The organism is Gillisella vitis (assembly GCF_021559775.1).
Classification (GTDB): domain Bacteria; phylum Pseudomonadota; class Alphaproteobacteria; order Rhizobiales; family Rhizobiaceae; genus Allorhizobium; species Allorhizobium ampelinum.
The window spans coordinates 247941-273759 of record NZ_CP056047.1; the positions used below are offsets into that span (position 1 = coordinate 247941).

General features: G+C 58.0%; 19 protein-coding genes. 11 read left to right on the forward strand and 8 right to left on the reverse strand.

Annotated elements, in window-relative coordinates:
- Nucleotides 1–132: 132 nt before the first annotated feature.
- Both AVCG78_RS01170 and folD read left to right on the forward strand, forming a co-directional pair.
- The gene (locus AVCG78_RS01170) at nucleotides 133–1062 is read left to right on the forward strand and encodes a WecB/TagA/CpsF family glycosyltransferase (protein WP_234665096.1); all 930 of its coding nucleotides are present in this window, start codon (nucleotides 133–135) and stop codon (nucleotides 1060–1062) included.
- A 153-nt stretch (nucleotides 1063–1215) separates the two neighbouring features.
- Nucleotides 1216–2115, forward strand: a complete 900-nt coding sequence (folD, locus tag AVCG78_RS01175) for a bifunctional methylenetetrahydrofolate dehydrogenase/methenyltetrahydrofolate cyclohydrolase FolD (protein ID WP_071203003.1) — start codon at nucleotides 1216–1218, stop codon at nucleotides 2113–2115.
- Nucleotide 2116: 1 nt separating this feature from the next.
- Here folD and AVCG78_RS01180 read toward each other — a convergent pair whose 3' ends face one another.
- Nucleotides 2117–3145 (reverse strand): LacI family DNA-binding transcriptional regulator, encoded by a 1029-nt coding sequence (locus tag AVCG78_RS01180; RefSeq protein ID WP_071203005.1) that lies wholly within the window; start codon nucleotides 3143–3145, stop codon nucleotides 2117–2119.
- Between the two features lie 290 nt (nucleotides 3146–3435).
- On the opposite strand from AVCG78_RS01180, the gene AVCG78_RS01185 reads away from it, so the two are divergent.
- From AVCG78_RS01185 to AVCG78_RS01220, 8 genes are all read left to right on the forward strand, one after another.
- Nucleotides 3436–4794 (forward strand): ABC transporter substrate-binding protein, encoded by a 1359-nt coding sequence (locus AVCG78_RS01185; protein WP_071203007.1) that lies wholly within the window; start codon nucleotides 3436–3438, stop codon nucleotides 4792–4794.
- Between the two features lie 86 nt (nucleotides 4795–4880).
- Complete coding sequence (locus AVCG78_RS01190; protein ID WP_071203011.1) at nucleotides 4881–5891, forward strand: carbohydrate ABC transporter permease; 1011 nt, start codon at nucleotides 4881–4883, stop codon at nucleotides 5889–5891.
- A 1-nt stretch (nucleotide 5892) separates the two neighbouring features.
- Complete coding sequence (locus AVCG78_RS01195) at nucleotides 5893–7038, forward strand: carbohydrate ABC transporter permease (protein ID WP_071203013.1); 1146 nt, start codon at nucleotides 5893–5895, stop codon at nucleotides 7036–7038.
- A 76-nt stretch (nucleotides 7039–7114) separates the two neighbouring features.
- Complete coding sequence (gene bglA, locus AVCG78_RS01200) at nucleotides 7115–8767, forward strand: beta-galactosidase BglA (protein WP_071204202.1); 1653 nt, start codon at nucleotides 7115–7117, stop codon at nucleotides 8765–8767.
- Between the two features lie 77 nt (nucleotides 8768–8844).
- Nucleotides 8845–9933, forward strand: coding sequence for an ABC transporter ATP-binding protein (locus AVCG78_RS01205; RefSeq protein ID WP_071204204.1), 1089 nt, complete (start codon nucleotides 8845–8847; stop codon nucleotides 9931–9933).
- Between the two features lie 138 nt (nucleotides 9934–10071).
- Nucleotides 10072–10479: a hypothetical protein gene (locus AVCG78_RS01210; RefSeq protein ID WP_015914986.1), complete on the forward strand. Its 408-nt coding sequence runs from the start codon at nucleotides 10072–10074 to the stop codon at nucleotides 10477–10479.
- Between the two features lie 132 nt (nucleotides 10480–10611).
- Nucleotides 10612–10791: a hypothetical protein gene (locus AVCG78_RS01215; protein WP_071204206.1), complete on the forward strand. Its 180-nt coding sequence runs from the start codon at nucleotides 10612–10614 to the stop codon at nucleotides 10789–10791.
- A gap of 296 nt (nucleotides 10792–11087) precedes the next feature.
- Nucleotides 11088–12473 (forward strand): DUF2778 domain-containing protein, encoded by a 1386-nt coding sequence (locus AVCG78_RS01220; RefSeq protein WP_081355423.1) that lies wholly within the window; start codon nucleotides 11088–11090, stop codon nucleotides 12471–12473.
- Between the two features lie 57 nt (nucleotides 12474–12530).
- Here the strand turns inward: AVCG78_RS01220 and AVCG78_RS01225 are convergent, their stop codons facing one another.
- The 7 genes from AVCG78_RS01225 to AVCG78_RS01255 form a co-directional block, all read right to left on the reverse strand.
- Nucleotides 12531–13928: a 2-hydroxycarboxylate transporter family protein gene (locus AVCG78_RS01225; protein WP_015914988.1), complete on the reverse strand. Its 1398-nt coding sequence runs from the start codon at nucleotides 13926–13928 to the stop codon at nucleotides 12531–12533.
- Nucleotides 13929–14179: 251 nt separating this feature from the next.
- Nucleotides 14180–16402, reverse strand: coding sequence for a methyl-accepting chemotaxis protein (locus AVCG78_RS01230; protein ID WP_071584961.1), 2223 nt, complete (start codon nucleotides 16400–16402; stop codon nucleotides 14180–14182).
- An 847-nt stretch (nucleotides 16403–17249) separates the two neighbouring features.
- A complete protein-coding gene (gene edd / locus AVCG78_RS01235) occupies nucleotides 17250–19067 on the reverse strand; it encodes a phosphogluconate dehydratase (RefSeq protein WP_071205734.1) in 1818 nt (605 codons plus the stop codon).
- Nucleotides 19068–19210: 143 nt separating this feature from the next.
- Nucleotides 19211–19909, reverse strand: a complete 699-nt coding sequence (gene pgl / locus AVCG78_RS01240) for a 6-phosphogluconolactonase (protein WP_071205731.1) — start codon at nucleotides 19907–19909, stop codon at nucleotides 19211–19213.
- A 13-nt stretch (nucleotides 19910–19922) separates the two neighbouring features.
- On the reverse strand, nucleotides 19923–21392 hold the full coding sequence (gene zwf / locus AVCG78_RS01245) for a glucose-6-phosphate dehydrogenase (RefSeq protein WP_071584962.1): 1470 nt from the start codon (nucleotides 21390–21392) through the stop codon (nucleotides 19923–19925).
- Nucleotides 21393–21537: 145 nt separating this feature from the next.
- Nucleotides 21538–22821: an NAD(P)/FAD-dependent oxidoreductase gene (locus AVCG78_RS01250; protein ID WP_071205717.1), complete on the reverse strand. Its 1284-nt coding sequence runs from the start codon at nucleotides 22819–22821 to the stop codon at nucleotides 21538–21540.
- 69 nt (nucleotides 22822–22890) lie between these two features.
- Nucleotides 22891–24309 (reverse strand): glutamine synthetase family protein, encoded by a 1419-nt coding sequence (locus AVCG78_RS01255; protein WP_409065467.1) that lies wholly within the window; start codon nucleotides 24307–24309, stop codon nucleotides 22891–22893.
- Nucleotides 24310–24455: 146 nt separating this feature from the next.
- On the opposite strand from AVCG78_RS01255, the gene AVCG78_RS01260 reads away from it, so the two are divergent.
- Complete coding sequence (locus AVCG78_RS01260; protein ID WP_071584963.1) at nucleotides 24456–25643, forward strand: BaiN/RdsA family NAD(P)/FAD-dependent oxidoreductase; 1188 nt, start codon at nucleotides 24456–24458, stop codon at nucleotides 25641–25643.
- Nucleotides 25644–25819: the final 176 nt, after the last annotated feature.

Below are 25819 nucleotides of genomic sequence, written 5' to 3' on the forward strand. Positions count from 1 at the left end.
GAGAGGCATGGCTGGAACGATCACGGTAAACGAAGTATAAACGAAAAGCCTGTATTTCTAGCGGGCTACTTAAGTCGGATTTTATGCCTGCCTGCTAGTTTGGGCTTGGTTTCAATCTGGCTCGTCATATTTATGAACACCGTTACCAAGCGCAAAGCCCCGGTCGCAGATGCTGATGAGCAGATCAGCACGGCGCGCCTTATTCATAGGGTTCGCCAGGATCTGGCTGGAGACTGGGGTCGCCTCCATCATGATGATGAGTTCCACCCGATGAACCTGATTTCAACAGCAGAGCAGATTGCCCCAAAAAAGATCCTGTTCGGCATGCCGATCTTTGATCTCTCCTGGGTTTCAGGCCTCAGCCTGATCGCCCAATATGCGGCAACGCCTGGTGCGCATGCGCAGGTCTCCTTCCTCAATGCCAATAATATCAATATCATGCTCAAGGACTCCGCCTATCGCGATGTCCTTAAAGGACATATCGTCCTGCCGGATGGGATCGGCATGGACCTGGCGGCGAGCATCATCGACGGCGAGCCCTTTGCGGCCAATCTGAATGGCACGGATTTCGTGCCAGCGCTCTTTACCTATATGGAAGAGCCGCGCCGCATCGGCCTGATTGGCGCAAAGCCCGGTGTGCTGGCAGGTGCTGTCGCCCGCTTCCGCAAACATGCGCCATGGCACGAATTCGTACCGGTGGCCGACGGCTTTTTCGATAGCGAGGAGCTGCCGATCATTCTCGAACGGCTTGAGGACGCCAAGATCGACGTGCTGCTGGTCGGCATGGGCACCCCCTTGCAGGAAAAATGGATTGCCCAGCATATCAAGCCGCAGCATGCGCGTGTGGTGTTCGGCGTCGGCGCTCTGTTCGATTTTGTCTCCGGCACCATGCCACGCGCACCGCAATGGATGCGCAAGATCCGCTGTGAGTGGCTCTACCGTTTGACACGGGAGCCGAGCCGGTTGTGGCGCCGCTATCTAATCGGAATTCCGGTCTTCCTCTTGCATGTGCTACGCTTCAAGCTGTCGGCCCGCCGCGACAAGGCGGCCGCGCAACAATAACTGCACTTCAACCCGCCTTCACGGATCACGATGATTTTTTAACGCCAGCCCGTGTTTTTGCGTTTGAAAGCGCTGATGGCAGTGGTAGCTAACGTTGTCCCATGAGCCAGATTTGAGATGGCTCGTAAGCCTTTCAGCGAGAGGAAATCCAGCGTGGCAACGGTGATTGACGGAAAACAGGTTGCGGCATCGGTAATTGAGGCCGTCAAGATCAGTTCCGAGACATTTGAAAGAGACAGCGGCCAGAAGGTCGGTCTTGCCGTGATCATCGTCGGCGATGATCCGGCCAGTCACGCCTATGTCGGTTCCAAGGGCCGGATGGCCAAGCAATGCGGTTTTAATTCGGTTCAGCATACCTTACCGGAAGAGACCAGCCAGCAGCAATTGCTGGATCTGGTGGCGAGCCTCAATGCCTATCCCGCCATTCATGGCATCCTCGTCCAATTGCCGCTGCCCAAGCATTTCGACAGCGAGGCGGTCATCCAGTCCATCCTGCCGGAAAAGGACGTGGATGGTCTGCATGTGGTCAATGCCGGCAAGCTGGCGACCGGCGATCTCGAGACCGGGCTGATTTCCTGCACACCGGCAGGTGCCATGCTGCTGGTGCGCCAAATCCATGGGGCTGATCTTTCCGGCCTGAACGCGCTGGTGATTGGCCGTTCCAACTTGTTCGGCAAGCCGATGGGGCAATTGCTGCTCAACGCCAATGCCACCGTGACCATGGCCCATTCCCGCAGCCGCGATTTGGCGTCCCTGGCCCGCCAGGCCGATATTCTGGTGGCAGCGGTCGGTCGGGCTGAAATGGTCAAGGCCGATTGGGTGAAAGAGGGGGCGACCGTGATCGACGTCGGCATCAACCGCGTCGCAGCCCCTGAAAAAGGCGAGGGCAAGACCAAGCTGGTCGGCGATGTCGCCTTTACAGACTGCGCACAAAAGCCGGGTGCCATCACCCCCGTTCCCGGTGGTGTCGGACCAATGACCATCGCCATGCTGATGGCCAATACGGTGATTGCGGCCTATCGCAGCGCAGGCAAGCAGCCGCCGAAATTTTGAGTCATTTTCCAGGTGCCGGGCCGGTCGAGGCCCGGATCACCAGTTCGGCCTGCCAAATTTCCTGGAGGGGCGGCCCGTTCGGGGGCTGGGCAATGTCGGCGATCAGCCGTTGCGCCATCCGCCTTCCAGCGTCCCTCAGCGACGAGCGTGTCGTGGTGAGCGGCACCCGGAAATGCTCCGGCTTTAGCAGCGGTAGGTCATCGTCATGGGCGACCAGTGAAATATCCTGACCCACCGTCAGCCCGGCATCGTTGATGGCTCGCACAGCCCCCAGCGCCAGCACTGTACTGGCGCAGAGGACGGCGGTCGGACGCTCTGGCTGATGGAGTAGGGCGCTCATTTTCCGGTAGCCCCATTCGTCAGTCATCAGCGTATGGGAGATCGCCTCCGGCGCGAGGGTAAGGCCTACGGCTGCAAGTGCCTTTTGCGTGCCTTGCAATCGGCGCAGGGCGAAATCGAGGTCTGCCGGGCCGTTCAAAAGCGCAAATCGGCGGTGGCCAAGCCCGATCATCAGCTCCGTCGCCTGCCGGAAAGCGCCTTCATTGTCGATATCAAGATAGGGATAGTCCTCGGCAATGCCTTGAGAGCGGCCATGGATGATGAAGGGCACCGAAAGCGATTTCGCCATGGCAATGCGAGGGTCACTGGCCCTAAGATAGGCAAGATAGAATGCATCCACCGCGCCGCTGCCGACCAGGCCGCGAATGGCCTGCTCTTCCGCCTGGGGATGGGCCGGAATGATCACGAAGTGAAATTCATGCTGAAGACAGGTTTCGGCAAGCCCGCTCTGGAATTCCGCGAAGTGGATGTCAGAGCTGCGATCCGGGGAAATCGGCATGACCAGTCCGAGCGAACCGGCCTTGCCGGTTGCCAGCCGCAGGGCTGCGCGGTTTGGCCGGTAGCCGGTCTCAGCAGCGGCCTTGGCAACGCGCTGGCGGGTCTCTTCGTTGACCTCCGGATAGCCGTTCAATGCTCGGCTGATCGTCGTCTGCGACAGGCCGAGCATTTGCGACAATTGCTTCAAATTCACGAGGCTTCTCTCTCCCTATGCCTGGGTCTCCCGCGCCCAAAGCGCTTGCAAATTATCAGCAGGGGCGGGCGGTGCAAATCGAAAATCTATTTTTAAAGCTGATCCCTTTCCCAAACCGGTCGCTGCTCCATTTTTAACGGGACAGAATGGCTCGGTCTTTTTTGAAAAGGCTTGACTCTGTCGCGAGCAATAGAGATGTTTGCCCACCAAAGCGCTTTGGACGCTGGATAAAGGTGATGGCAGGATCGCCCCAGCGCGGGAAACAGGCATTGGATAAAGGGAGGAATTTTGTGAAAAAACATCTGCTTATGGGAGTGGCCGCTCTGTGCTTGATCGCAGGCGTGGCAAATGGCGCCGAATTGAAGTTCAAGCCCGGCGAAGATTCCAAGTTCAACTGGAAGAGCTATGAGGAGTTTTCAAAGTCTCACCAATTGAAGGGCCAGACCATTACGATTTTCGGGCCTTGGCGTGGTGAAGACCAGGCGCTGTTTGAAAGCGTGCTTGAGTATTTCCGCCAGGCGACCGGTGCCGACGTTAAATATTCCTCCTCGGAAAATTACGAGCAGCAGATCGTTATCGACACCCAGGCGGGCAGCCCGCCCAATGTCGCCATTCTCGCCCAGCCCGGTCTGGTCGCCGATCTCGCCTCCAAGGGTGCTTTGACGCCGTTGGGTGAGGAGAATGGGCCGTGGCTGAAGGACAATTTCTCCGCCGGTCAGTCCTGGGTCGATCTTTCCACCTTCAAGGGCAAGGACGGCAAGCCGCAGATCTATGGCTTCCCCTACAAGATCGATATCAAGTCGCTGATCTGGTATGTGCCTGAGAATTTCGAGGATGCGGGCTATGACGTGCCCAAGTCGATGGAAGAGTTGAAGGCACTGACCGAAAAGATCGCTGCCGATGGCGGCACGCCGTGGTGCATCGGGCTCGGGTCCGGCGGTGCGACCGGCTGGCCTGCGACCGACTGGGTCGAAGACATGATGCTGCGGCTCTATCCCGCTGATGTCTACGATAAGTGGGTGAAGAACGAGATCAAGTTTGACGATCCGCAAGTGGTGAAGGCCATCGAGGATTATGGCTGGTTCTCGCGCAATCCGAAATTCGTCGATGGCGGCGCAGCGGGCGTGGCGTCCACCGATTTCCGCGATAGCCCGAAGGGGCTGTTTACCTCTCCGCCGAAATGCTACCTGCATCATCAGGCATCCTTCATTCCATCCTTCTTCCCGCAGGGCACGGTCGTTGGTCAGGATGTCGACTTCTTTCCGACCCCGAATTATGCCAGCAAGCCTGAACTCGGCAATCCGGTAGAGGGTGCTGGCACCCTGGCGATGATCACCAAGGATTCGCCCGGTGCGCGCGCCTTTATCGACTTCATCAAGACCCCGATCGCCCATGAGGTCTGGATGGCGCAATCTGGCTTCCTGACCGCCTTCAAGGCGGCCAACCAGGACACCTATGCCAACGACCCCCTAAAGAAACAGGGCAAGATCCTGCTCGACGCCACGACGTTCCGGTTTGATGGTTCCGACCTGATGCCGGGCAAGATCGGTGCGGGCGCGTTCTGGACCGCCATGGTCGATTATGCCGGTGGAAAATCCGCCGACGAGGTCGCCAAGGGCATCCAGAAATCCTGGGACGGCCTGAAATAACGCTGCAATCGCCCGGGTATCGCAGCCTCAATCAGCTGCGATACTTGGGCATCCATATCGATAAGACGGGTTGGGAGGCCGGGTCCGTGGAACAGCTTTTATACGCATCTATTACCATCGTTATCGGCGTGGGTGCGGCGCTGGCCTATTTCTTCGGGTCGAACTTCATTCTCGACCGGCTGTTTCCCGCCAATATCCCGGATCTTCCCCGCGCCTCCCGTAATCTGCGGATCGCAGGTCAGATCCGGCCCTGGCTGTTCCTCGGTCCGGCACTTCTGTCGCTCGGCATCTATCTGGTCTATCCGCTGTTTTCGTCGATTGCCTATTCGGTCTATGACCGGTCCGGCACCCAGTTCGTCGGTCTGGACAATTACCGCTGGATGATTTTCGACCGTGAATTCCGGGAATCGATCTTCAACAATATCCTCTGGTTGATCGTGGTGCCGACCGGCGCCACCCTGTTCGGTCTGGTTATCGCCGCGCTCACCGACCGGATCTGGTGGGGCAATATCGCCAAGTCGCTGATCTTCATGCCGATGGCGATTTCCTTTGTCGGCGCCTCGGTCATCTGGAAATTCGTCTATGATTACCGCGATGCCAATGCCGAGCAGATCGGCCTTCTCAACGCCATTGTCGTCTGGTTCGGTGGCACGCCGCAGGTGTGGATTTCCCTGCCGTTCTGGAACAATTTCTTCCTGATGGTCATCCTGATCTGGATTCAGACCGGCTTTGCCATGGTACTGCTGTCGGCGGCCCTGCGCGGTATTCCCGAGGAAACCATCGAGGCTGCGGTGATCGATGGCGCCAATCCCTGGCAGATTTTCATGAAGATCAAGGTGCCGCAGATCTGGGGTACGATTGCCGTGGTCTGGACGACGATTACCATTCTGGTGCTGAAGGTTTTCGATATCGTGCTGGCCATGACCAATGGCCAATGGCAGACCCAGGTTCTCGCCAACCTGATGTTTGACTGGATGTTCCGAGGCGGCGGGGATTTCGGGCGAGGGGCTGCCATTGCCGTTGTCATCATGCTGATGGTGGTGCCGATCATGATCTGGAATATCCGCAATGCACGCCGGGAAATGGGAGGCCATTGAGATGCGCACACGGGTTCTCTCACCGCTGAATATTGCGGTTCATACGACGGTGCTGCTGCTGGTTCTGGTCTGGACCATCCCAACCATCGGCCTGCTGGTGACGTCCCTGCGCGACAAGAACCAGATCGTCGCCTCCGGCTGGTGGACGGCGCTGACCAGTTCCAGCCAGAAAGGCATTTTTCGCGCCCCCGGTGGCGAAGCGCAACGTCAGGAAGGTGCAGCTTACGTGATATCCGGCAATGTGCTGGAGGGCGGGTCCGGCACGGTCAGTGCCTTCGGCACATCCAGCTTGAAGCCGGAGGAATTTGAAGCGGGTTCGACGGCCCAGCTCAAGGACGGCCAAACGTTGACTGTGGCCGCAGATGGCACCTTCAAGCTGAGCTCGAATGCGTCCTTCGAGGGATCACGCGGCCAGCGGGTTTTCTTCACCTCCCAGCAGCCGCCACGTTTCAGTCTCGATAATTACCGAACGGTGTTGAATGCCGAGGGCATCGGCAAGTCCTTCTTCAATTCGCTGACGGTTGCCGTTCCCGCGACAATTATTCCCATTCTTGTGGCGGCCTTTGCCGCCTATGCGCTGGCCTGGATGCCGTTTCCAGGGCGCTCGCTGCTGCTCGCCGGCATTGTTGGCCTGCTGGTTGTGCCGCTGCAAATGTCGCTGATCCCGCTTCTGCGGATCTATAATGATGTCGGGGCGTTTTTCGGGGTGCCGTCCAAGACCTATCTTGGCATCTGGCTGGCGCATATGGGTTTTGGCCTGCCACTCGCCATCTATCTCTTGCGCAATTACATCGCCGGATTGCCGCGTGAAATTATGGAATCAGCGCGGGTCGATGGCGCCAGTGATTTCGAGATCTTCATCAAGATCGTGCTGCCGCTGTCCTATCCGGCGCTGGCGTCCTTCGCGATCTTCCAGTTTCTATGGACCTGGAACGACCTGCTGGTCGCCATGGTGTTTCTGGGGACCGGTAACGAGGAACTGGTGCTGACCGGCCGCCTCGTCAACCTGCTCGGCTCGCGTGGCGCCAATTGGGAAATTCTCACGGCCTCTGCCTTCATCACCATTATCGTGCCGCTTTTGGTGTTTTTCGTGCTGCAACGCTATCTGGTGCGCGGTCTGCTGGCCGGCTCCGTCAAGGGTGGCTGATCGCGTTTTCGACGGCTTGTTTTCCCTCCCTCCCTAAATCCCCAACAGGCCAAAATTTCCAAGAGGACAGATATTCATGACTGCTGCTTCCGATAGTGTCGCAATGCCGGACAAGGACTGGTGGCGCGGCGCGGTCATCTATCAGATTTATCCCCGCTCTTTCCAGGATTCCAACGGCGATGGTATTGGCGACCTGAAAGGCATTACCGCCCGCCTGCCGCATGTGGCAGGCCTCGGTGCCGATGCCATCTGGATTTCGCCGTTCTTTACCTCGCCGATGAAGGACTTTGGTTATGACGTGTCCAATTACGTCGATGTCGATCCGATGTTCGGCACGCTCAACGATTTCGACGCGCTGATTGCCGAAGCCCACCGCCTCGGCATCAAGGTGATGATCGACCTGGTGATCTCCCACACGTCAGACCAGCATGCATGGTTCTTCGAAAGCCGTTCCAGCCGCTTCAATGCCAGGTCCGACTGGTATGTCTGGTCCGATCCGAAGCCGGATGGCACGCCGCCGAACAATTGGCTGTCGATTTTCGGTGGGTCCGCGTGGCAATGGGACCCGAGCCGGATGCAGTATTACCTGCACAACTTCCTGACCTCGCAGCCCGATCTCAACATGCATAATCCGCATGTGCAGGAGGCGGTGCTGGATGCTGTCCGGTTCTGGCTGAAGCGTGGCGTGGACGGGTTCCGTCTGGACACCATCAATTTCTACTTTCATGACTTGGCCTTGCGCGACAATCCGGCGCTCGACCCCGAACGGCGCAATGCGGCGACGGCACCGGCGGTCAATCCCTATAATTTCCAGGAGCATATCTACGACAAGAACCAGGCGGAAAACCTGGAATTCCTCAAGCGCTTTCGCTCCGTCCTGGATGAGTTTCCAGCGATTGCCGCCGTTGGCGAAGTCGGCGACAGCCAATACGGGCTGCAAATCGCCGGGCAGTACACGTCCGGCGGCGACAAGATGCAGATGTGCTATGCCTTCGAATTCCTCGCGCCCGATCCGGTCACACCGGCGCTGGTCGCCAATACCCAGAAGGCCTTCCAGGAAGCCGCGCCTGAGGGCTGGGCTTGCTGGGCCTTTTCCAACCATGATGTTGTGCGCCATGTCAGCCGCTGGGGCGCCAACGTTGCCGACCGTGCCGCCTTCGCCAAGCAGATGGCCGCATTGTTGATGACCCAGCGTGGCTCGGTCTGCATCTATCAGGGCGAGGAACTGGGGCTGACCGAAGCCGATATCTCCTTTGAGGACCTGCAGGACCCTTACGGCATCCAGTTCTGGCCGGAATTCAAGGGGCGCGACGGTTGCCGCACGCCGATGGTCTGGGATACGCTGGCCAAGCAGTCCGGTTTCAGCGCCGCCGACAAAACCTGGTTGCCGATCCCGGTCGAGCACAGCCTCAATGCTGTCCATGTCCAGGAAGGGCATGACGATAGCGTGCTGGAACACTATCGGCGTTTCCTGCATTTCCGCAGAGCGCAGCCAGCGCTGATCAAGGGCGAGATCGCCTTCCATACGGTGACGGAGACCGACCTCGTCTATTCCCGCCGCCTTGATGGAGAGACAGTCTTGTGCGGCTTCAACATGTCTGCCGAACCGGCAGAACTGTCTTTGCCGGATGGAAATTGGCAGGCTCTGGAGGGCCATGGTTTTGCCGGGAGTGTCGCAGGTGGCAAGATCAGCCTTCCAGCCTGGGGCGCCTGGTTCGGTCGCGGTTAAACGCTGAAACTAACAAACGGTCATCTGTCCGGCTCATGGCGAGCTGGGCAGATCCAAAAACGAGGAGGGGGAGGACAATGGCAAGCTTGGTCCTGAAAGACATTCGCAAGGCCTATGGACAGGTCAAGGTGCTGCACGGCATCGACCTAGACATCGCCAAGGGCGAGTTCGTGGTGTTTGTCGGTCCGTCCGGCTGCGGTAAATCCACGCTTTTGCGGATGATTGCCGGGCTGGAGGACATTACCAGCGGCGAGATGCGCATTGACGACCAGATCGTCAATGACGTGCCGCCCTCCAAGCGCGGCATTGCCATGGTCTTCCAGTCCTATGCGCTCTACCCGCATATGACCGTCTATGACAATATGGCCTTCGGCATGCGGATCGCCGGTGAAAACAAACAGGAAATCGAACGGCGGGTGCGCGCCGCCGCCGCTATCCTGCAATTGGAGCCCTATCTCGACCGACTGCCCAAGGCACTGTCGGGCGGCCAGCGCCAGCGTGTGGCCATCGGACGGGCGATCTGCCGTGATCCGAAAGTCTTTCTGTTCGACGAACCGCTCTCCAATCTCGATGCCGCATTGCGGGTCGCAACCCGGATTGAAATCGCCCGTCTGCACGAACAGATGTCCGATACCACGATGATCTATGTCACACATGATCAGGTCGAGGCGATGACGCTGGCCGACCGGATTGTCGTGTTGTCGGCGGGCCGGATCGAACAGGTCGGCGCGCCGCTGGAGCTTTACGAGCGCCCCGCCAATCTGTTCGTTGCCCAGTTCATCGGTTCGCCCGCCATGAACATCCTGCCGGCCACTATCGTCGAGGCCGGGTCTGAAACGCGCATCGCGCTCAAGGATCGCTCAACCCTGTCGGTGCCGATTGCTGTGCCTACAGAAGATGCAGGCAAGGCGGCCAGTTTCGGGGTAAGGCCGGAGGATTTGACCATTGCCGCCGAAGGCCCAGCGCTGTTTGAAGGCACCGTTTCCCTGGTCGAGGCCCTGGGCGAGGTGACAATGCTCTATGTCGACGGCCCGGTCGAGGGGCAGCCGGTGGTGGTGAAACTGCCGGGCATTGCCAAGGTTGCCAGGGGCGAACGGCTGCGCTTTGCCGCAGAGGGTGAAAAGCTACATCTTTTTGATGCGCAGGGGCAAAGCTACAAGCGTTGATCGGGTTTGATTTCCCATGCATTAACTATGGTAAAAAAGGCAGGCTCGCCAAGGGGGCGGGCAGGCCGGTTTATCCATTTTCTGTTAAGTTCGTTCCCCTAGCCTGTGTCCAGTGAGGGCGTGAATGGGGTAGGCGTTATGAATACGGCAGCTGGTCAATCAAATTACCTGCGCAGGGAAGAGTCCTTCATGTATGACCGGGAAGGCCGGTTTCGCATGGAAGACACCATGAATTCCGGGCGCCTGGAATATACCGAAAAAGGCATGAGCCATATGGCGTCGCGCCGATGCGACATCATCCGTATTTCTCAGAGTGGCGCCGTCATTTCCCTGCTGACGCAGTTCAACCTTCCCAAGCAATTCTATCTTGACATTCCCGATGCCCGCATCAACAAGGTGGGCGGGTTGTTGATGAAGACCTTCCCCAACAATACTGCCGAGATTCGTTTCTTGCGGTTGTTGACCCAGAAGGAACTGGATCGGATCTTCGTGTTCAGCACCCATCCGGCCCACCGTGACCGCGTTCTGGATGTCCGCACCTGGTAATGACAGCAGGCGAGGCAATTGTGGCCAGCCAGCGCTTTGTACGGTAGCGTACCAAACATTAAATATCAGACGCATTGGCGGGGAGCATCAAGCTCCCCGTTTTGCTGTTCGCCGGGGAGCTGCTTTGGGCCGTTGGATGGTGTATCCCTTCCTTTTCTTATCTTGCAAATATTTGATAATATTGAAGATCAGGCGCAGGTCCATGTCGATGCGCTGGGCGTCCTGACGTTTTGGTCCTACGCCTTATCCGGTAGTTTCGGGCAGTTCCGTCTGAAAGGCTTGCGCCTGCGCGCAGTGCTAAAAATGCCGTAAATCCGTGGCGTTTCCTCTATTCGCGTGAATATGAGACATTGCGATGATAAAAACCGGGTTTTGTAAACCCTTTGGTTACCAAGTTTCTTCATCCTTTAAAGACAGTCGGCGCTTGTTGCCGATGGACTGGGTCTTCTGGACCGGATCTTCAGGGCAATTGTCTCAGGCGCGGCATGCATTTGGGACAGTTGCACTCTCTTGAAGGCGGGGATGCTTGGATATCCTCCAGCCTTGGTAAAAAGTTGCGGCGTTGAGCCGCCAGCCGCTGACCGGCTGTTTGGGTACGAGTTGTGAGTATGGCGTTCGCGGTCGATTTCTTTCCCAGCACTGGCAGAACCGTTACTGGTAGGCCCGGGCGCGCAAAATCCGTCCTGGTTCCCAGGCTGATGTCCGGCGCGGCGCTCGTCGGCGGTAGCCTTGCCGCCGGTCTTTGGGTCGCCGTCACATTCAGCACTCTGCACGGTGTCGGGTTTTCACAAGCCTCTGTCTCCTCTCCCTTTTCGAGGGATATGGCCGCGGAATTCCGCAACAGCCTGGTCTTGCCAAAGCCGCCTGTCGCGGCTGTAAGGCGGGACGAAGTCCGATCTGCCCAGGTGGTGAAGGAAAAGATGGCGCAGGTCCGCCACGAGATCGCGGCCCTTTCCACTCCGGTTTCCAGGCCACTTGACCTCGCAGGACGCGCTATCCTCGAACAGGCACTGGCCGTCTCCATTGCCGAACGGGCGTTGGCGCAGCGCTGGAGCAACGACACCGGCAGCCAGGTCGCCGAGGCCGTGGCGGCAAAGCCGCAGCCAGTTCAAGCAACCGCGATGCCGCCGCAGCAGGTTGCTGAGGCGATCTTGAAGACGGCGCCGCCACTTGGCCAGATAAACCAGCCCTTGTCCGCGCAATTGCAGCCGGTCGCTACCGCCCTGGTCGCAGACCGTGGTCGCGATCCTGTCGCTCCGTCACAAGCTGGCCCCGTGACGATTGCTTCGGCTGAACCGCCAGCCGCCGCCAAGCCAATGCAGGTGGCCATGCTGCCGGATGTGGTGCCAGCGCCGATCAACCGGCCCAAGAGCGATCCTTTCCGTGAAGTCCTGGTTGCACCCAAGCCTGAAACAGATGCTGACACAGACACCTCTGCCCGGCCGCAGCCGAAGACCATTCCGTTGAAATCCGCGCCGGAAAAAACCGCGCCGAAGACAGTGATGGCCTATGCCCGCTCACAAGAGGTGATGGACGACGATGAAAGCCCGTCGATCTTCCGCAAGCGCGCCTCATTGCCCGGTCGCGGCAGCGGTGTTGCCGTCTATGATATTTCCAGCGCCACGGTCTATATGCCCAATGGCGAAAAGCTGGTGGCACATTCCGGCCGCGGCGAAAATCGCGATAATCCACGCTCCGTCCATATCAAGAACCGTGGTGCGACTCCGCCGAATATCTATCGGCTGACCCTGCGCGAAAGCTTGTTCCATGGTGTCGAGGCCTTACGCATGACGCCGGTTGGCGGCAACAATATGTATGGCCGCGATGGCTTCCTCACCCACACATTCCTGCTACGGGTGCGCGGCGATTCCAGTGGCTGCGTGGTGTTCCAGGAATATCCGCGCTTCCTGGCCGCCTACAAGCGCGGCGATATCAAGACGCTGATCGTTGTGCCGACAGTGGCTGAACTGCCGAAATACATGGCAAAGCTGTAACACGAAGAAATCTCGATATGATCACGCCGCGCTGGCAACAGCGCGGCGTTTTCGTGTTTAAACCAGATGCTGGAAAGCCAGGATGGCGCAGGTGACTGTGATGGCGCCGCCGATGCGGGTGGCAATCTGTGAAAAGGGCATCAGGCTCATCCGGTTGGCGGCGGTCAGAATGGCGATATCGCCGGTGCCGCCCTGGCCGCTGTGACAGCCGACCACAACGGCGACATCGATGGGAAACATCTTGACGAGCCGGGCGGACAGAAATCCGGTGCCGATCAATGTCAGCACGGTGCTGACCACCGTGACCACCGTTTGCAGGGTAAAGGCGCTGATAAAGGATTGCCACGGCGTGTAGGAAATGCCCATGGCAAACAGCAGGGGCCAGGTCACGATGCGCGAGAAAAACGCGTAAACTTCCCGTCCGCCGTCTTCCAGGCTTGGCGAGACCAATTGACCCAGTTTGGCAATCACCACCAGAAACAGCATGGTGATTGGGGCTGGAAAATCCAGAAGCCGCTGGGCGAGAACACCTACCAGATAGAAGGTGACGATGGTGACGCCTGCCGTGGCAATCATCGCGCGGTCCACCGGCTGTTCACCCGGCTTTTTGCCGTTAATGTCGATATTCAGCAGGCCCGCCTGCAACCGGCCTTCACCAGTAAGGTGAGGATAGCGTTTGCCGAGCACATTCAGCAGGCCACAGATCACCACGGCTGTGAAGCTGCCCAGCATGACGACGGGAATAATCTGCGCGAAAATCTCGTTCTGCGGCTGAGATAGAACGCCGGAATAGCCCATGGATAGAGGGATTGCGCCTTCGCCCAGGCCTCCGGCCATGATGGGCAGCACGACGAAAAACAGGCTATGCTCGAAGGTCATTCCCATGACGACACCAACCAGGGTGCCAACCAGCATGGCGGTTATCGAGCTGATTGCCAAAGGCACGAAAATCTTGAAAAACCCGGCAATCAGCACGCTACGATCCATGCTGAGGATGCTGCCGACAATGATGGCGGCAATATACATGTAGAGGAAATTGGAGCTCTTGACGAAACTGTCGATCGCTTCAGCGACCGGCGGCGGGATGAGGCCATAAAAAACCATGGCAGACGGCACGACAAAACACAGGATCGCCGCTCCCCCCATCATGCCCAGCCATGGCAGCCAGCGACCCAGCTGCATGAAGAAGAAGCCACCAAAGGACAGAATGGCAATCGACATGGTCAGGTCGGAGGGCACCTTGCCGGTGGCGGCGAAGGCGGCAATCAGCACGAAGAGAAGAATATAAATTGGAACGGGAACGACGCCGATCTTCATATCGACGATCCGCCACCATTGTTCACGCCAGCCATTGGCCGAGCCTGGTTGAAGAGGCGTGTTATCTTGCAATCGTTCGTTTTTTTGACCGGTCTGTGAAGACCCTGAATGATGATCGCTATCTGAAATTGATGACACTATGAACTCCTGTCTACTGCATAATTCCTTCAGTCGAAATCGATTTAAGGAGAAAATTATGCAGAAAATTTAATGTGTTACAGCATCGTGTGGTTGATAAAATGCACGACCCTGTAACGTCTGGGGTCCGTTTTATAGGAGCTGGCACAAAGGTAAATTAAAAAAAACCGGAGGTGTGAAGGGCGTTTATTCCAACGGAATAACCGGGGAGCGCTTGTCCCCCCGGCATATCCTTTGAACATATCTCCTGATCAGGCGGCGCGACGCATGCCGTGGTCGGCCTTGTGGACCTTGAACTGCGAGATCAGATTGAGCAGGTTGACGGTTTCCTCGGCCAGTTTCGATGTGCTGGCAGCAGCCTCCTCGACCATGGCGGCATTTTGCTGGGTCATCTGGTCCATCTGGTTGACGGCGGTGTTGACCTCGCTGAGACCGGTCGATTGCTCGTTTGCAGCCGTGGCAATCGATGTCACCTGGCTGGAAATACCAATCACCTTTTGCTGGATTTCCTTCAGGGCTTCCCCGGTGCCGGTTACAAGTCTCACGCCCGTCTCCACTTCATTTGAGGACTTGGTGATCAGGGCCTTGATATCCTTGGCAGCGGTTGCCGAGCGTTGGGCCAGTTCACGCACTTCCTGGGCCACGACCGCAAATCCCTTGCCGGCCTCGCCAGCACGGGCAGCTTCTACCCCGGCATTGAGGGCCAGAAGGTTGGTCTGGAAAGCAATCTCGTCAATCACATTGATGATCTGGGTGATTTCGTTGGAGGCTTGCTCGATGCGGCTCATGGCGGCTGTCGCGTCCTGGACGACATTGGCGGATTGCTCGGCAAATTGACGGGCTTCGGAGACCATTTTGCTGGATTCCTGCGCCCTTTCGGTCGAGGTTTTGACCGCCACGGTGATTTCTTCCAGGGCTGACGAGGTTTCTTCCAGCGAGGCCGCCTGGGTCTCTGTCCGGCGAGACAGATCGTTGGAGGCCTGGCGGATTTCATCGGCACCGCCATTGATGACATCGGCGGATTGGCGCACCTGCTCCATCAGCAGCCGCAGCTTGGTCATGGTGTCATTGACATTGGTTTGCAGCTCGGCAAACACACCTTGATACTTGCCGCTCATGGCTTCCGTCAGGTCGCCATTGGAAAGGGCGGACACAACGCGCCTGGTTTCCGCTATGCCCTTGTCCACGGAGTCGACCAGCGTGTTGACGTTATGGGCAAAGGCGTCCAGATCCGGGTTGTCGTAGTGCTTGGTGATGCGGCTGGTGAAGTCACCGGCCACTGCTGCCGAAACGACTGTGGCAATATCGGATTGCAGATCGGCATTCTTCTGCTGCAAAGCGGCTTCCTGGGACGCCAACTGGCGAATTTTGAGGGCATTCTGCTTGAAGACATTGACGGCCTTGGCCATCAGCCCGACCTCGTTATTGTAGGCGAGGCCTGGAATATCCGTTTCCAGCTGGTTGTCGGCCAGCTTGCCCATGGCCGAGGTGATCGCAAAGATCGGGCGGCTGATGCTGCGGGCGATTATGAAAGCCAGCACGGTGGCGACGACAAGGGCGAGTGCGGCGACAATAATGGCGGTGGTGATCGCATCGCGCATTGTCTCATCGATGCGAGGGCCGAGCGTGTCCTGCTCTTTTTTCAGAACCAGCTTCAAATCCTCGGCTTCCTTGCCCAGTTTGGGGCCAACGGCATTCATGACATTGTTGACGATGGAATCGCGCTTGGCGATGATCGCCTGCGTCTTGGTGAGATCTCTGATATAGGCGTTGAGATCATCCAGAGTGGCGTTGAACCGTTGAGCGCGCTCGGGAATGACGATGGCGGCGCTAACCTCTGTGCTGCGGGCCAGCGCATCCTGTGCCGCTGCCATCGCGGCTTCGAAATCCTTACTCTCGTTGTTCAGCAGATATTTGGTGGCCGACAAGCGCATCACGAAGGTCGAGATTTGGAACAGGGTGGCTTTGTACGCTGCGACATTATTGCCACTGCTGTCGAAATCAGCGAGCAATTGTGAGGTGGATTTTTGAATTCCGGGTCCAAGCCGGTCGAGGCTTTCACTGACGAGTTTGTCGCGTTCCGTCTGTGCCGCAACGACGGCCTTGAAGCCATTTTCATAGTCTGCAACGGCTGTCGTGAACCCTGCGGACGCGGATTTTTCGGCATCGGTGCGGGCCATGGACGAAAGATTGGCAGCACTCTCCTTGGTCGTTGCTATTCGCTTTTCAAAACTGGCAAGATTATCGGCAGAATGATTGTCTTGATACTTCAGGTAGGCCAGCCTGGCCTCCAGCATATTCGCCTGCACGCGGCCCGCTTCGTTGGTCAGCCGGGCAATGCTGCGATAATCCGAGAAATCGGATTGATTGCCGGTGTTCGAGTACACCGACATCCCTGCAATTGTAATGAGTATGGCAATGATGATGCCAAAACCACCATAAATCTTGTGGTTAAGTTTCATATTGTCGAGCATGGCTCAGTGTCCTCGTTTCGTTTCAAGATCATTTCCCATCATTTTGGGTTGTAAATTAATAAAACCTAATGTAGAGAAAAATGAATTAAATAATTGTGAAGCAATCAGGCATCGAGATTTATCGGCAAGTAAAACCGGCCGATAAATAGAAATACTGTCATTGCCGTTCCGGCTTGGAATATGGGATGAAATCAATTCTGGCCGTTCGAATGGCGAATATTTGTATTTCTTTCTAATAATCTAATAAAAAAACTAAAAATTTATGAATAATAAAAAAAGGAAAGCAAAATATGAAGCTTAACGAAAAATTGCAATTTTTATATTCAATTTTCGATTGAAAATTGAAGATGAAATTGAAATGATTTTCGTAATGCAAACACTATTAAAAGCCGGGTTTTGTATTCCATTTGCGAAAAAATCTAGTCTATTTTGAAACTGAGATAGCCAGTGTTTTCAACGAGAGGATGCAGCACATCTTCGAGCTTTCGTATAATATAGGTGGCAGTAACGCTCTCGCATTCTAATCGACGCGATTGCATCGCAATTGCCATGGCTCTTTGCCAAGAGCAGCATGGCATATATCATTATTGGTTGAATTGACTGCCTATGAAAATCACCTAGGGTTGTGAAGTCATTCGGCCTATAGAACATGATGCTATGAGTTCGCCGATCATGCTCCCGTGATGTTCGCCCACAGGGTCATTGCTTCTGAATGCTATTCGCGATGATGGCTGCTGCGCATAAAGTGCACGGTGCTGTCGAGTCTGTCAGGTTCAGGTTGAACCAGGCAGACTCTAACGTCTCTTGTTTTCGGAAAGCGAGGTTTCCCCTTTTCCTAAGATAAATTCTAGAACAGCACGCTGGCGCCCTGGTCTGCCGGGCCTGCAATGCGGCGCAGCGGGGCAAACAGTTCACGTCCCATGCCGAAGTCATTATCCGCCAAGTCGATGACTTCAGGGCTGCGTGCGGCAAATTCCGCCGCATCGACAAGCACTTCCAGCGTTCCGGCCACAGCATCGAGGCGGATCATGTCACCATCGCGGATCTTGGCAATTGGTCCGCCGTCGACGGCTTCCGGTGTGACGTGAATGGCGGCTGGCACCTTGCCCGACGCGCCGGACATGCGTCCGTCCGTCACCAGTGCCACCTTGAGGCCACGGTCCTGAAGCACGCCGAGCGATGGGGTCAATTTGTGCAGTTCCGGCATGCCATTGGCTTTTGGGCCTTGAAAGCGCACCACGGCGATGAAGTCGTGGTTCATCTTGCCGGCCTTGAAGGCATCCTGCATGTCCTGCTGGCTGTGGAACACCATGGCAGGCGCCTCGACAATGTGGCGTTCCGGCTTGACGGCGGAGATCTTGATCACGGCCTTGCCCATATTGCCAGTCAGCATTTTCAAGCCGCCATTCGCCTGGAACGGCGCTTCGATCCGCGACAACACTTTCGGATCGGCGCTGTCTTCGGGCGAGGGCTGGCGGTCTACGGTGCCGTCGGCGTTCAGATGTGGCTCGATCGTGTAGGCAGCAAGCCCCTGGCCATAGACGGTCCGCACATCGTCATGCACAAAACCGGCGCGCAGCAATTGCTTGATCAGGAAGCCCATGCCACCGGCGGCGTGAAAATGGTTCACATCCGCAGAGCCGTTCGGATAGACGCGGGCGAGAAGCGGAATGATGTCGGAGAGGTCGGAAATATCCTGCCAGCTGAGCAGAATGCCCGCCGCCCGTGCCATGGCGATCAGATGCATGGTGTGATTGGTGGAGCCGCCCGTGGCATGCAGGCCGACCACGCCATTGACGATGGAGCGCTCGTCGATCATCTCGCCTGACGGCGTATAGTCATTGCCAAGCGCGGTAATCGCCAGCGCCCGCTTGGCGGCTTCACGGGTCAACGCATCGCGCAGCGGCGTGCCGGGATTGATGAAGGAAGCACCGGGCATATGAAAGCCCATGATTTCCATCAGCATCTGGTTGGAATTGGCCGTGCCGTAGAAGGTACAGGTGCCGGGGCCGTGATAGGATTTGGATTCAGCTTCCAGCAGTTCGGCCCGGCCCACCTTGCCCTCGGCATAGAGCTGGCGAATGCGGGTCTTTTCGTCATTCGGCAGGCCCGTGGTCATCGGCCCGGCCGGAATAAACACGGAAGGGAGATGACCGAATGTCAACGCAGCAATCATCAGGCCGGGGACGATCTTGTCGCAGACGCCGAGAAACACCGCCGCGTCGAACATGTTATGCGACAGGCCGATGCCAGCCGCCATGGCGATCACATCGCGGGAAAACAGCGAAAGCTCCATGCCGGGCTGGCCCTGCGTGACGCCATCGCACATGGCGGGTACACCGCCTGCCACCTGGGCGACGCCGCCCACTTCGCTGGCCGCCTGACGGATCAGGGCCGGATAGGTCTCAAACGGCTGATGCGCCGAGAGCATGTCGTTATAGGCGGTGATGATACCGAGATTGGGGACGGTGTCGCCAGCAAGTGCGGCCTTGTCCCCGGGGGAACAGACCGCAAAGCCGTGGGCGAGATTGCCACAGGCCAAAGAGCCACGGTTGACGCCCTTGCCAGCGGCCCGGCGAACGCGATCCAGATAGGCTTCGCGGGTTGGCTTGGAGCGCTCGACAATGCGCTTGGTGATGGCTTCGATACGGTGATCGGCACTCATGGAAAGCATCCTTCCTGAAAAGGGCAGGGGCGGCGACCTTGGCGCTTGCTAGAGCGCTGCGGTCGCCCGCGCTATTGGGCCTCGTTCGTCAAGGCCGCATCGCTTTTGATACCAGCCTGGCTCTCAGGGCGTTCTGATCGAGATCAGGGCGCCCAGTAAATATCGACAGGTGTTTCAGCCCGGGCCAGTACGGCGCGAACAGGCATTTCGGTCTCGTCCGTCCCCGCCAGCGCCTTGTCCAGCACCGCCTGCTTTTCCGCGCCCTCGATATGGACGATCAACAGACCGGCATCGGCGAGGCTGGAGAAAGACAAGGTCAGGCGCGGCTCGCCAGCACCCGGCGCTTGCATGGTGATCACTCGGGGCGGGAGCGTCAGGTCAAGCGCGTCTTCGAGATTGTCGCCACCGGGAAAGAACGAGGCGGTGTGGCCATCGGTTCCCATACCGAGGATAACCACGTCGAGCGGCGTGCCAAGGTCGGACACCGCATCGCTCGCCACCGCAGCCGCAGCCTCGATGGTCTCTTCCGGCGCATAGAGCGGCACGAATTCGGCCTCGGCGGCCTGATTCTTCAACAGATGCGTGGCAACCAGCAAATGGTTGGAGCGTGGATTATCCTCAGGCACGAAGCGCTCATCGACCAGTGTTACCGAGACCTTGTCCCACTCCAATTCCTTTTGCGACAGGGCCTCGAAGAAGGCCTTGGGCGTGGACCCGCCGGAGACGGCCAGCGAAGCAGCACCGGAGGCAGCAATCGCCTCCGTCAGCGCTGCGGCCACCCGGTCGGCCAGCGCTGTTGCCAGCGCTGCGCCATTGTCAAAGCTATGCAGTGTATGCGCCATGATGCCGTTGCCCTCAGTCATTCTCGTGCCAGGTGCGACCGTCACGCTCGATCAGCGCGATGGCCTGGCTTGGACCCCAGGTGCCCGATGTATAGCCCTGTGCCCGCTGGCCGATCTCTTCCCAGCTCTTCAGGATCGGATCGACCCAGTTCCAGGCCGCTTCCACTTCGTCGCGGCGCATGAACAGCGTCTGGTTGGAGCGGATCACGTCCATCAACAGGCGCTCATAGGCGTCGGGATTGCGCACGCCGAAGGATTCGGCAAAGCTCATATCCAGTGGCACATGGCGCAGGCGCATGCCGCCCGGACCTGGATCCTTGATCATCAACCATTGCTTGACGCCCTCATCCGGTTGCAGTCGGATGACCAGCTGATTGGCCTCGATGCGACCGACATCGCCAAAAATCGAATGCGGGATCGGCTTGAACTGGATGACGATTTCCGAAACGCGGCCTGCCAGCCGTTTGCCGGTGCGCAGATAGAACGGCACGCCCGCCCAGCGCCAATTGTTGATCTCGGCCTTGATGGCGACGAAGGTTTCCGTGTCGGAACTGTCGCCCAGCTCTTCCGTGTAGCCCTTGACCGCACCACCCGCCGAAGCACCGGCCTTGTACTGGCCGCGAACGGTCATTTTTTCGACATTGGAGGCGTCGATTGGCTTCAGTGCCCGCAGCACTTTCAGCTTTTCATCACGCAAAGCCTCTGAGTTCATTGAGGACGGGGCTTCCATGGCAACGAGGCACAGCAATTGCAGGATATGGTTCTGCACCATGTCGCGCAGCGCGCCCGCCTTGTCGTAATAGGTGACGCGGCCTTCCAGCCCGACGGATTCGGCCACGGTGATCTGCACATGGTCGATATGGGCGGAATTCCACAGCGGCTCATAAAGCGCATTGGCAAAGCGCAGGGCCATCAGGTTCTGCACGGTTTCCTTGCCGAGATAATGGTCGATACGGAAGATCTGCTCTTCCTTGAACACCTTGCCGATCGTGTCGTTCAGCGCCTGCGCCGAGGCGAGATCGCGGCCAATCGGCTTTTCCACCACGATGCGGGTGGATTTGGTGATCAGCTTGTGATCGCGGATCTTGTCGGCAATATCGCCGAAAATCGACGGGGACACGGCGAGATAAAAGGCGCGCACGATGTCCTTGCCGGTATCCAGCAGCTTTTTCAGCGTATCCCAGCCCTTGTCATCCTTGGCATCGACCGAGACGTAATGCAGCCGGTCGAGAAAGCGCTTGACCTGGCTCTCTTCCAATTCATCGGGCTTCAGAAATTCCTTCAGGGCCTTATGAGCGAATTCGCGGTATTCCGCATCCGTCATCGGTGAGCGGGACGCCCCGATGATCCGGGTCGGCTCGGTGAGCTGGCCGGCCAACTGGCGGTGATAAAGGGCCGGCAGAAGCTTGCGCTCGGCAAGATCCCCGGTGCCGCCAAAGACGACATAGTCAAAGGGTTCGACAGGAATAATCTGGCTGCTCATACGGGCATCTCTCATTCATGGCCATCGGCTAGGCTAATGGGCAAGGCTGTTGGCACGGTTTATAATTCAATCGATTTAAAAAAGCCAGTCCTAGCGTTTCTAAAACGGCCGACCCTTCTAAAACGAAAGCGTGAATAGCGTTCCTTCAAAAACGGTCGCGCAGGGCATACCAGCTGAGCGCCAGGAACAGAAGCGGCGAGCGCAGCCGGGACCCGCCTGGAAAAGCTGGAACCTTTAACTCCTTCAACAGGTCCAACTCGCTGGTTTCTCCCAGAACCGATTTGGCAAACAGCGTACCGCAATAGTTTGACAACATCACGCCATGGCCGGAATAACCCGCGACGGAAATCACCCCGGGCATCACCTCGCGGGCAAAGGGCTGGCGGTTCAGGGTGATGCCGACCGAGCCGCCCCAGGCATGGGTCATTTCGATGCCATCAAGGGCCGGATAGATCTCGGTGATCTGGCGGCGGATATGGTCGGAAATGTCGCGCGGGCTGTCGGCGGTATAGGCTTCGCGTCCGCCAAACAGCAATTGTCCGTCGCGGGTCTTGCGGAAATAGCGCACCACGAACCGGCTGTCGGCGACTGCTTCCGAACCCGGCAGGATGTCCGGGAAATCCTTGAGCGGCACGGTGGCACCAATGAAGGAGCGGATCGGCATGACATGGGCCGCCGTCACCGGCTCCAGATTGCCGATATAGGCATTGGTGGCGATCAGCACATGGCGGGCGGTAATCGTACCCTTCGGCGTTTCGATCATGGTTTTGCCGCCGCTTTGGGCAATTGATGTGGCCTTGGTCATTTCATGCAGGCGGGCTCCGGCGTTCTTTGCCACTTTCGCCAGTCCCACCAGCAGTTTCAGCGGGTGGATATGGCCGGTGCCGATATCGCGGATGCCGCAGTAATAGGCGGAAGAGCCAAGCCGCGCCGCCGTTTCCTCGCGGTCCATGAAATGCATATGCGAATAGCCGAACCGGGTCGCGGCAATCTCGACGCTCTTGCGATACTCCTTGTCCTTGCCGCGCTTATGCTCGACATTCAGCTGGCCGGGCATGAATTCCATGTCGATCTGGTGTTCGCGAGCAAAGTCGAGAATATAGGCCTTGGCGTGCTCCGCCATATCGAACAGCGCCTTGGCGCGCTCGAGGCCAAATTCGGCTTCCAGCTCCTCCGGCCATGCTCGCTGGCCGGTGCCGAACTGGCCGCCATTGCGCCCTGAGCCGCCATCACCAAACCGCCCGCCCTCAATCAGCACTACACTGACACCGGCGCGCGCCAGCGTGTAGGCTGCCTGCAAGCCGGTATAGCCGCCGCCGACAATGGCGACATCTGTCGTGGTCGAGCCGTCCAGCGGATCGTATTCCGGGCGCTCGCCCACGGTGGCTTGATACCAGGAAAGGCCGGGTGCAATCGGGCTTTGCCACATGCGAAGCTCCTTTTTGAATGCTGCAAGGCAGCCCGACCGGAACGGTGGGCGCCATGACAGCTGTATGGATCAGACGTTCAGCAGCAGGAATTCACGCTCCCAGGGGCTGATCACCTGCATGAAGGTCTCGAACTCGCCGCGCTTGACGCCTGCATAGATATCGATGAAGGCACGGCCAAACACGGTTTCGAAATCCGGCTCGCTCTCCAACAGGGCGACGGCTTCCAGCAGGCCGCGTGGCAGCTCGATCGAGCCTTCATTGGCGGTATCTGCTGTCGGCGCGGTTGGCTCGATGGCCTTGCAGATGCCGAGATAGCCGCAGCCAAGCGAGGCGGCCAGCGCCAGGTAGGGATTGGCATCCGAGCTTGGCAGCCGGTTTTCCACCCGCCGCGCCGCTGCATCGGAAATCGGCACCCGGAAGGCCGTGGTGCGATTGTCGTAGCCCCATGCATTGTTGACCGGGCAGGCCATATCGGGTGTCAGGCGGCGATAGGAATTGACATAGGGCGCCATCATCACAAGCGCAGTCGGCACGTATTTCTGCATGCCGCCGATGAAGTGGAAAAATTCTGACGACGGCGAACCATCAGCCTTTGAAAAGATATTGCGCCCAGTTTCAATATCCACCACCGATTGGTGGATATGCATGGCAGAACCCGGCTGGCCCTGCATCGGTTTTGCCATGAAAGTCGCAAAGATCCCGTGCTTCAGCGCCGCTTCACGAATGGTGCGCTTGAACAGGAAGACCTGGTCGGCAAGCTCAATCGGATCGCCGTGTCGCAGGTTGATTTCCAGCTGGGCCGGGCCTTCCTCATGAATCAGCGTGTCGATTTCCAGGCCCTGCTTGGCCGAGAAATGATAGATATCGTCGATCAACTCGTCGAATTCGTTGATCCCGGCGATGGAATAGCCCTGGCCGCCGATGATCGACCGGCCCGACCGGCCTTTCGGCGGATGCAGCGGGTAATCCGGGTCTTCGTTCTTGGCGACCAGATAGAATTCGATTTCCGGGGCGACAACCGCCTTCCAGCCCTTTTTCTCGTAGAGGCTGAGGACGTTTTTAAGCACGTTGCGCGGCGTATAGCTGACATCCTCGCCTTCGGTGCCGACGATATCACAGATCACCTGCGCGGTCGGATCGGTCTCCCAGGGCACGACCGAGAGCGTGGAGAGATCCGGCAAGAGCTTGATGTCGCTATCGCGGCTATCATAGCGGAAATTGCCGGTTTCATCGGGATATTCGCCTGAGATCGTGTGGCGATACAGCGCTGACGGCAGGGCAAGCGAGGTATTGCTGGTGAATTTCGAGCTCGGCATCATCTTGCCGCGCGGCACACCGGCCAGATCCGGCGTGATGCATTCGATATCCTCGATACCGCGGGAGCGCAGCCAGGAGGCCGCTTCTTTCCAGGTCTTGACCCCACGCGTCGGGCTGATATCTGGGGGAATGCCTGCTTTTTTGGACGCTGCGCCCTTGGGTCTGAGCATTGTCTTTTTTGCAGGCATGTCTCACCGGATCTGTGTTGATAATGATGCCATCATATCCGCCTCGCTGGAATTGGCGAGGGTGAATATGCAATTGACATCGCTTTGCCGATCGAAAACACAACAGACATGGCGATGATGACGAGGACATGACATTGGACAAGCGGGTGGATGTGGTGGTGATCGGGGCAGGGGCCGCCGGCATGATGGCGGCGATCCGGGCTGGCCAGCGGGGCCGGACTGTCGCCGTGCTCGATCATGCCAAGGCACCGGGCGAAAAGATCCGCATTTCCGGCGGTGGGCGCTGCAATTTCACCAATATTCATGCCGGACCAAAGAACTATATCAGCGCCAATCCGCATTTTGCCAAATCGGCGCTGGCCCGGTTCACCCCTGCCGATTTCATCGCCATGGTCGAGCGCCACCGGATTGGCTGGCATGAAAAGACCCTTGGGCAATTGTTCTGCGATGACAGCGCCAAGGACATTATCCGCATGTTGCTGGAAGAGATGCGCGCCGCCGGTGCAAAGCTGCATATGCAGACCGACATCCGGGCTGTCGAGAAGACGCTGGACGGTTTCCGGGTCGAAACTTCTGAAGGTGCCATCGCCTGCCAATCGCTGATCGTCGCCACCGGCGGCAAATCCATCCCGAAAATGGGTGCGACCGGCTTTGCCTATCGGCTTGCCGAGCAATTCGGGCTTGGCCTGGTCGAGACCCGCCCGGCATTGGTGCCGTTGACGCTGGAGCCGGGGCTGCTGGAGGAACTGGCACCGCTATCCGGCATGGCCGTCGATGCGCTGGTGCGTCATGGCAAGACCGAGTTTCGTGAGGCGCTGCTGTTTACCCATCGCGGTCTGAGCGGCCCGGCCATTCTGCAAATCTCCTCCTATTGGCGCGAAGGCGATGCGATTTCTCTTTCGCTGCAACCGGAACTGGACTGTCTGGATCTGTTGAAAACCGCCCGCCGCGACAATGGCCGCCAGGCGGTGCAGACGGTGCTGGGCCAATATCTGCCGAAGCGGCTGGCGCAATACTGGACCGAGCGCCACGGTTTGGAAAAGCCGCTGGCCGACCTGTCCGACAAGGTCCTGGCGGGCATTGCTGATGCCTTGCGCAACTGGCAGATCAAACCGGCGGGATCGGAAGGCTATCGCACCGCCGAAGTAACCCTTGGTGGCATCGATACCCAGGTGCTGGACTCCAAGACCATGCAGGTCAAGACGGTGCCGGGTCTCTATTTTATTGGCGAGGCCGTCGATGTCACGGGATGGCTGGGCGGCTATAATTTCCAGTGGGCCTGGGCGTCGGGCCATGCGGCGGGCCATGCGGCGTAATGTTTTCCTTCCAAGAGCGACGATACGATTTGTTTACCGCAATTGTGTCCTGCAGGGGCAAGTCTCGCGTCATGCCGCATTCCCGCCACCATCTTTCAATAGTTGTTAATATACCTCAGTCATCGTGATCTTCCGCCTCGTTGTTTTGCTGTTTTTCGGGACGGGTTAGGGTTACG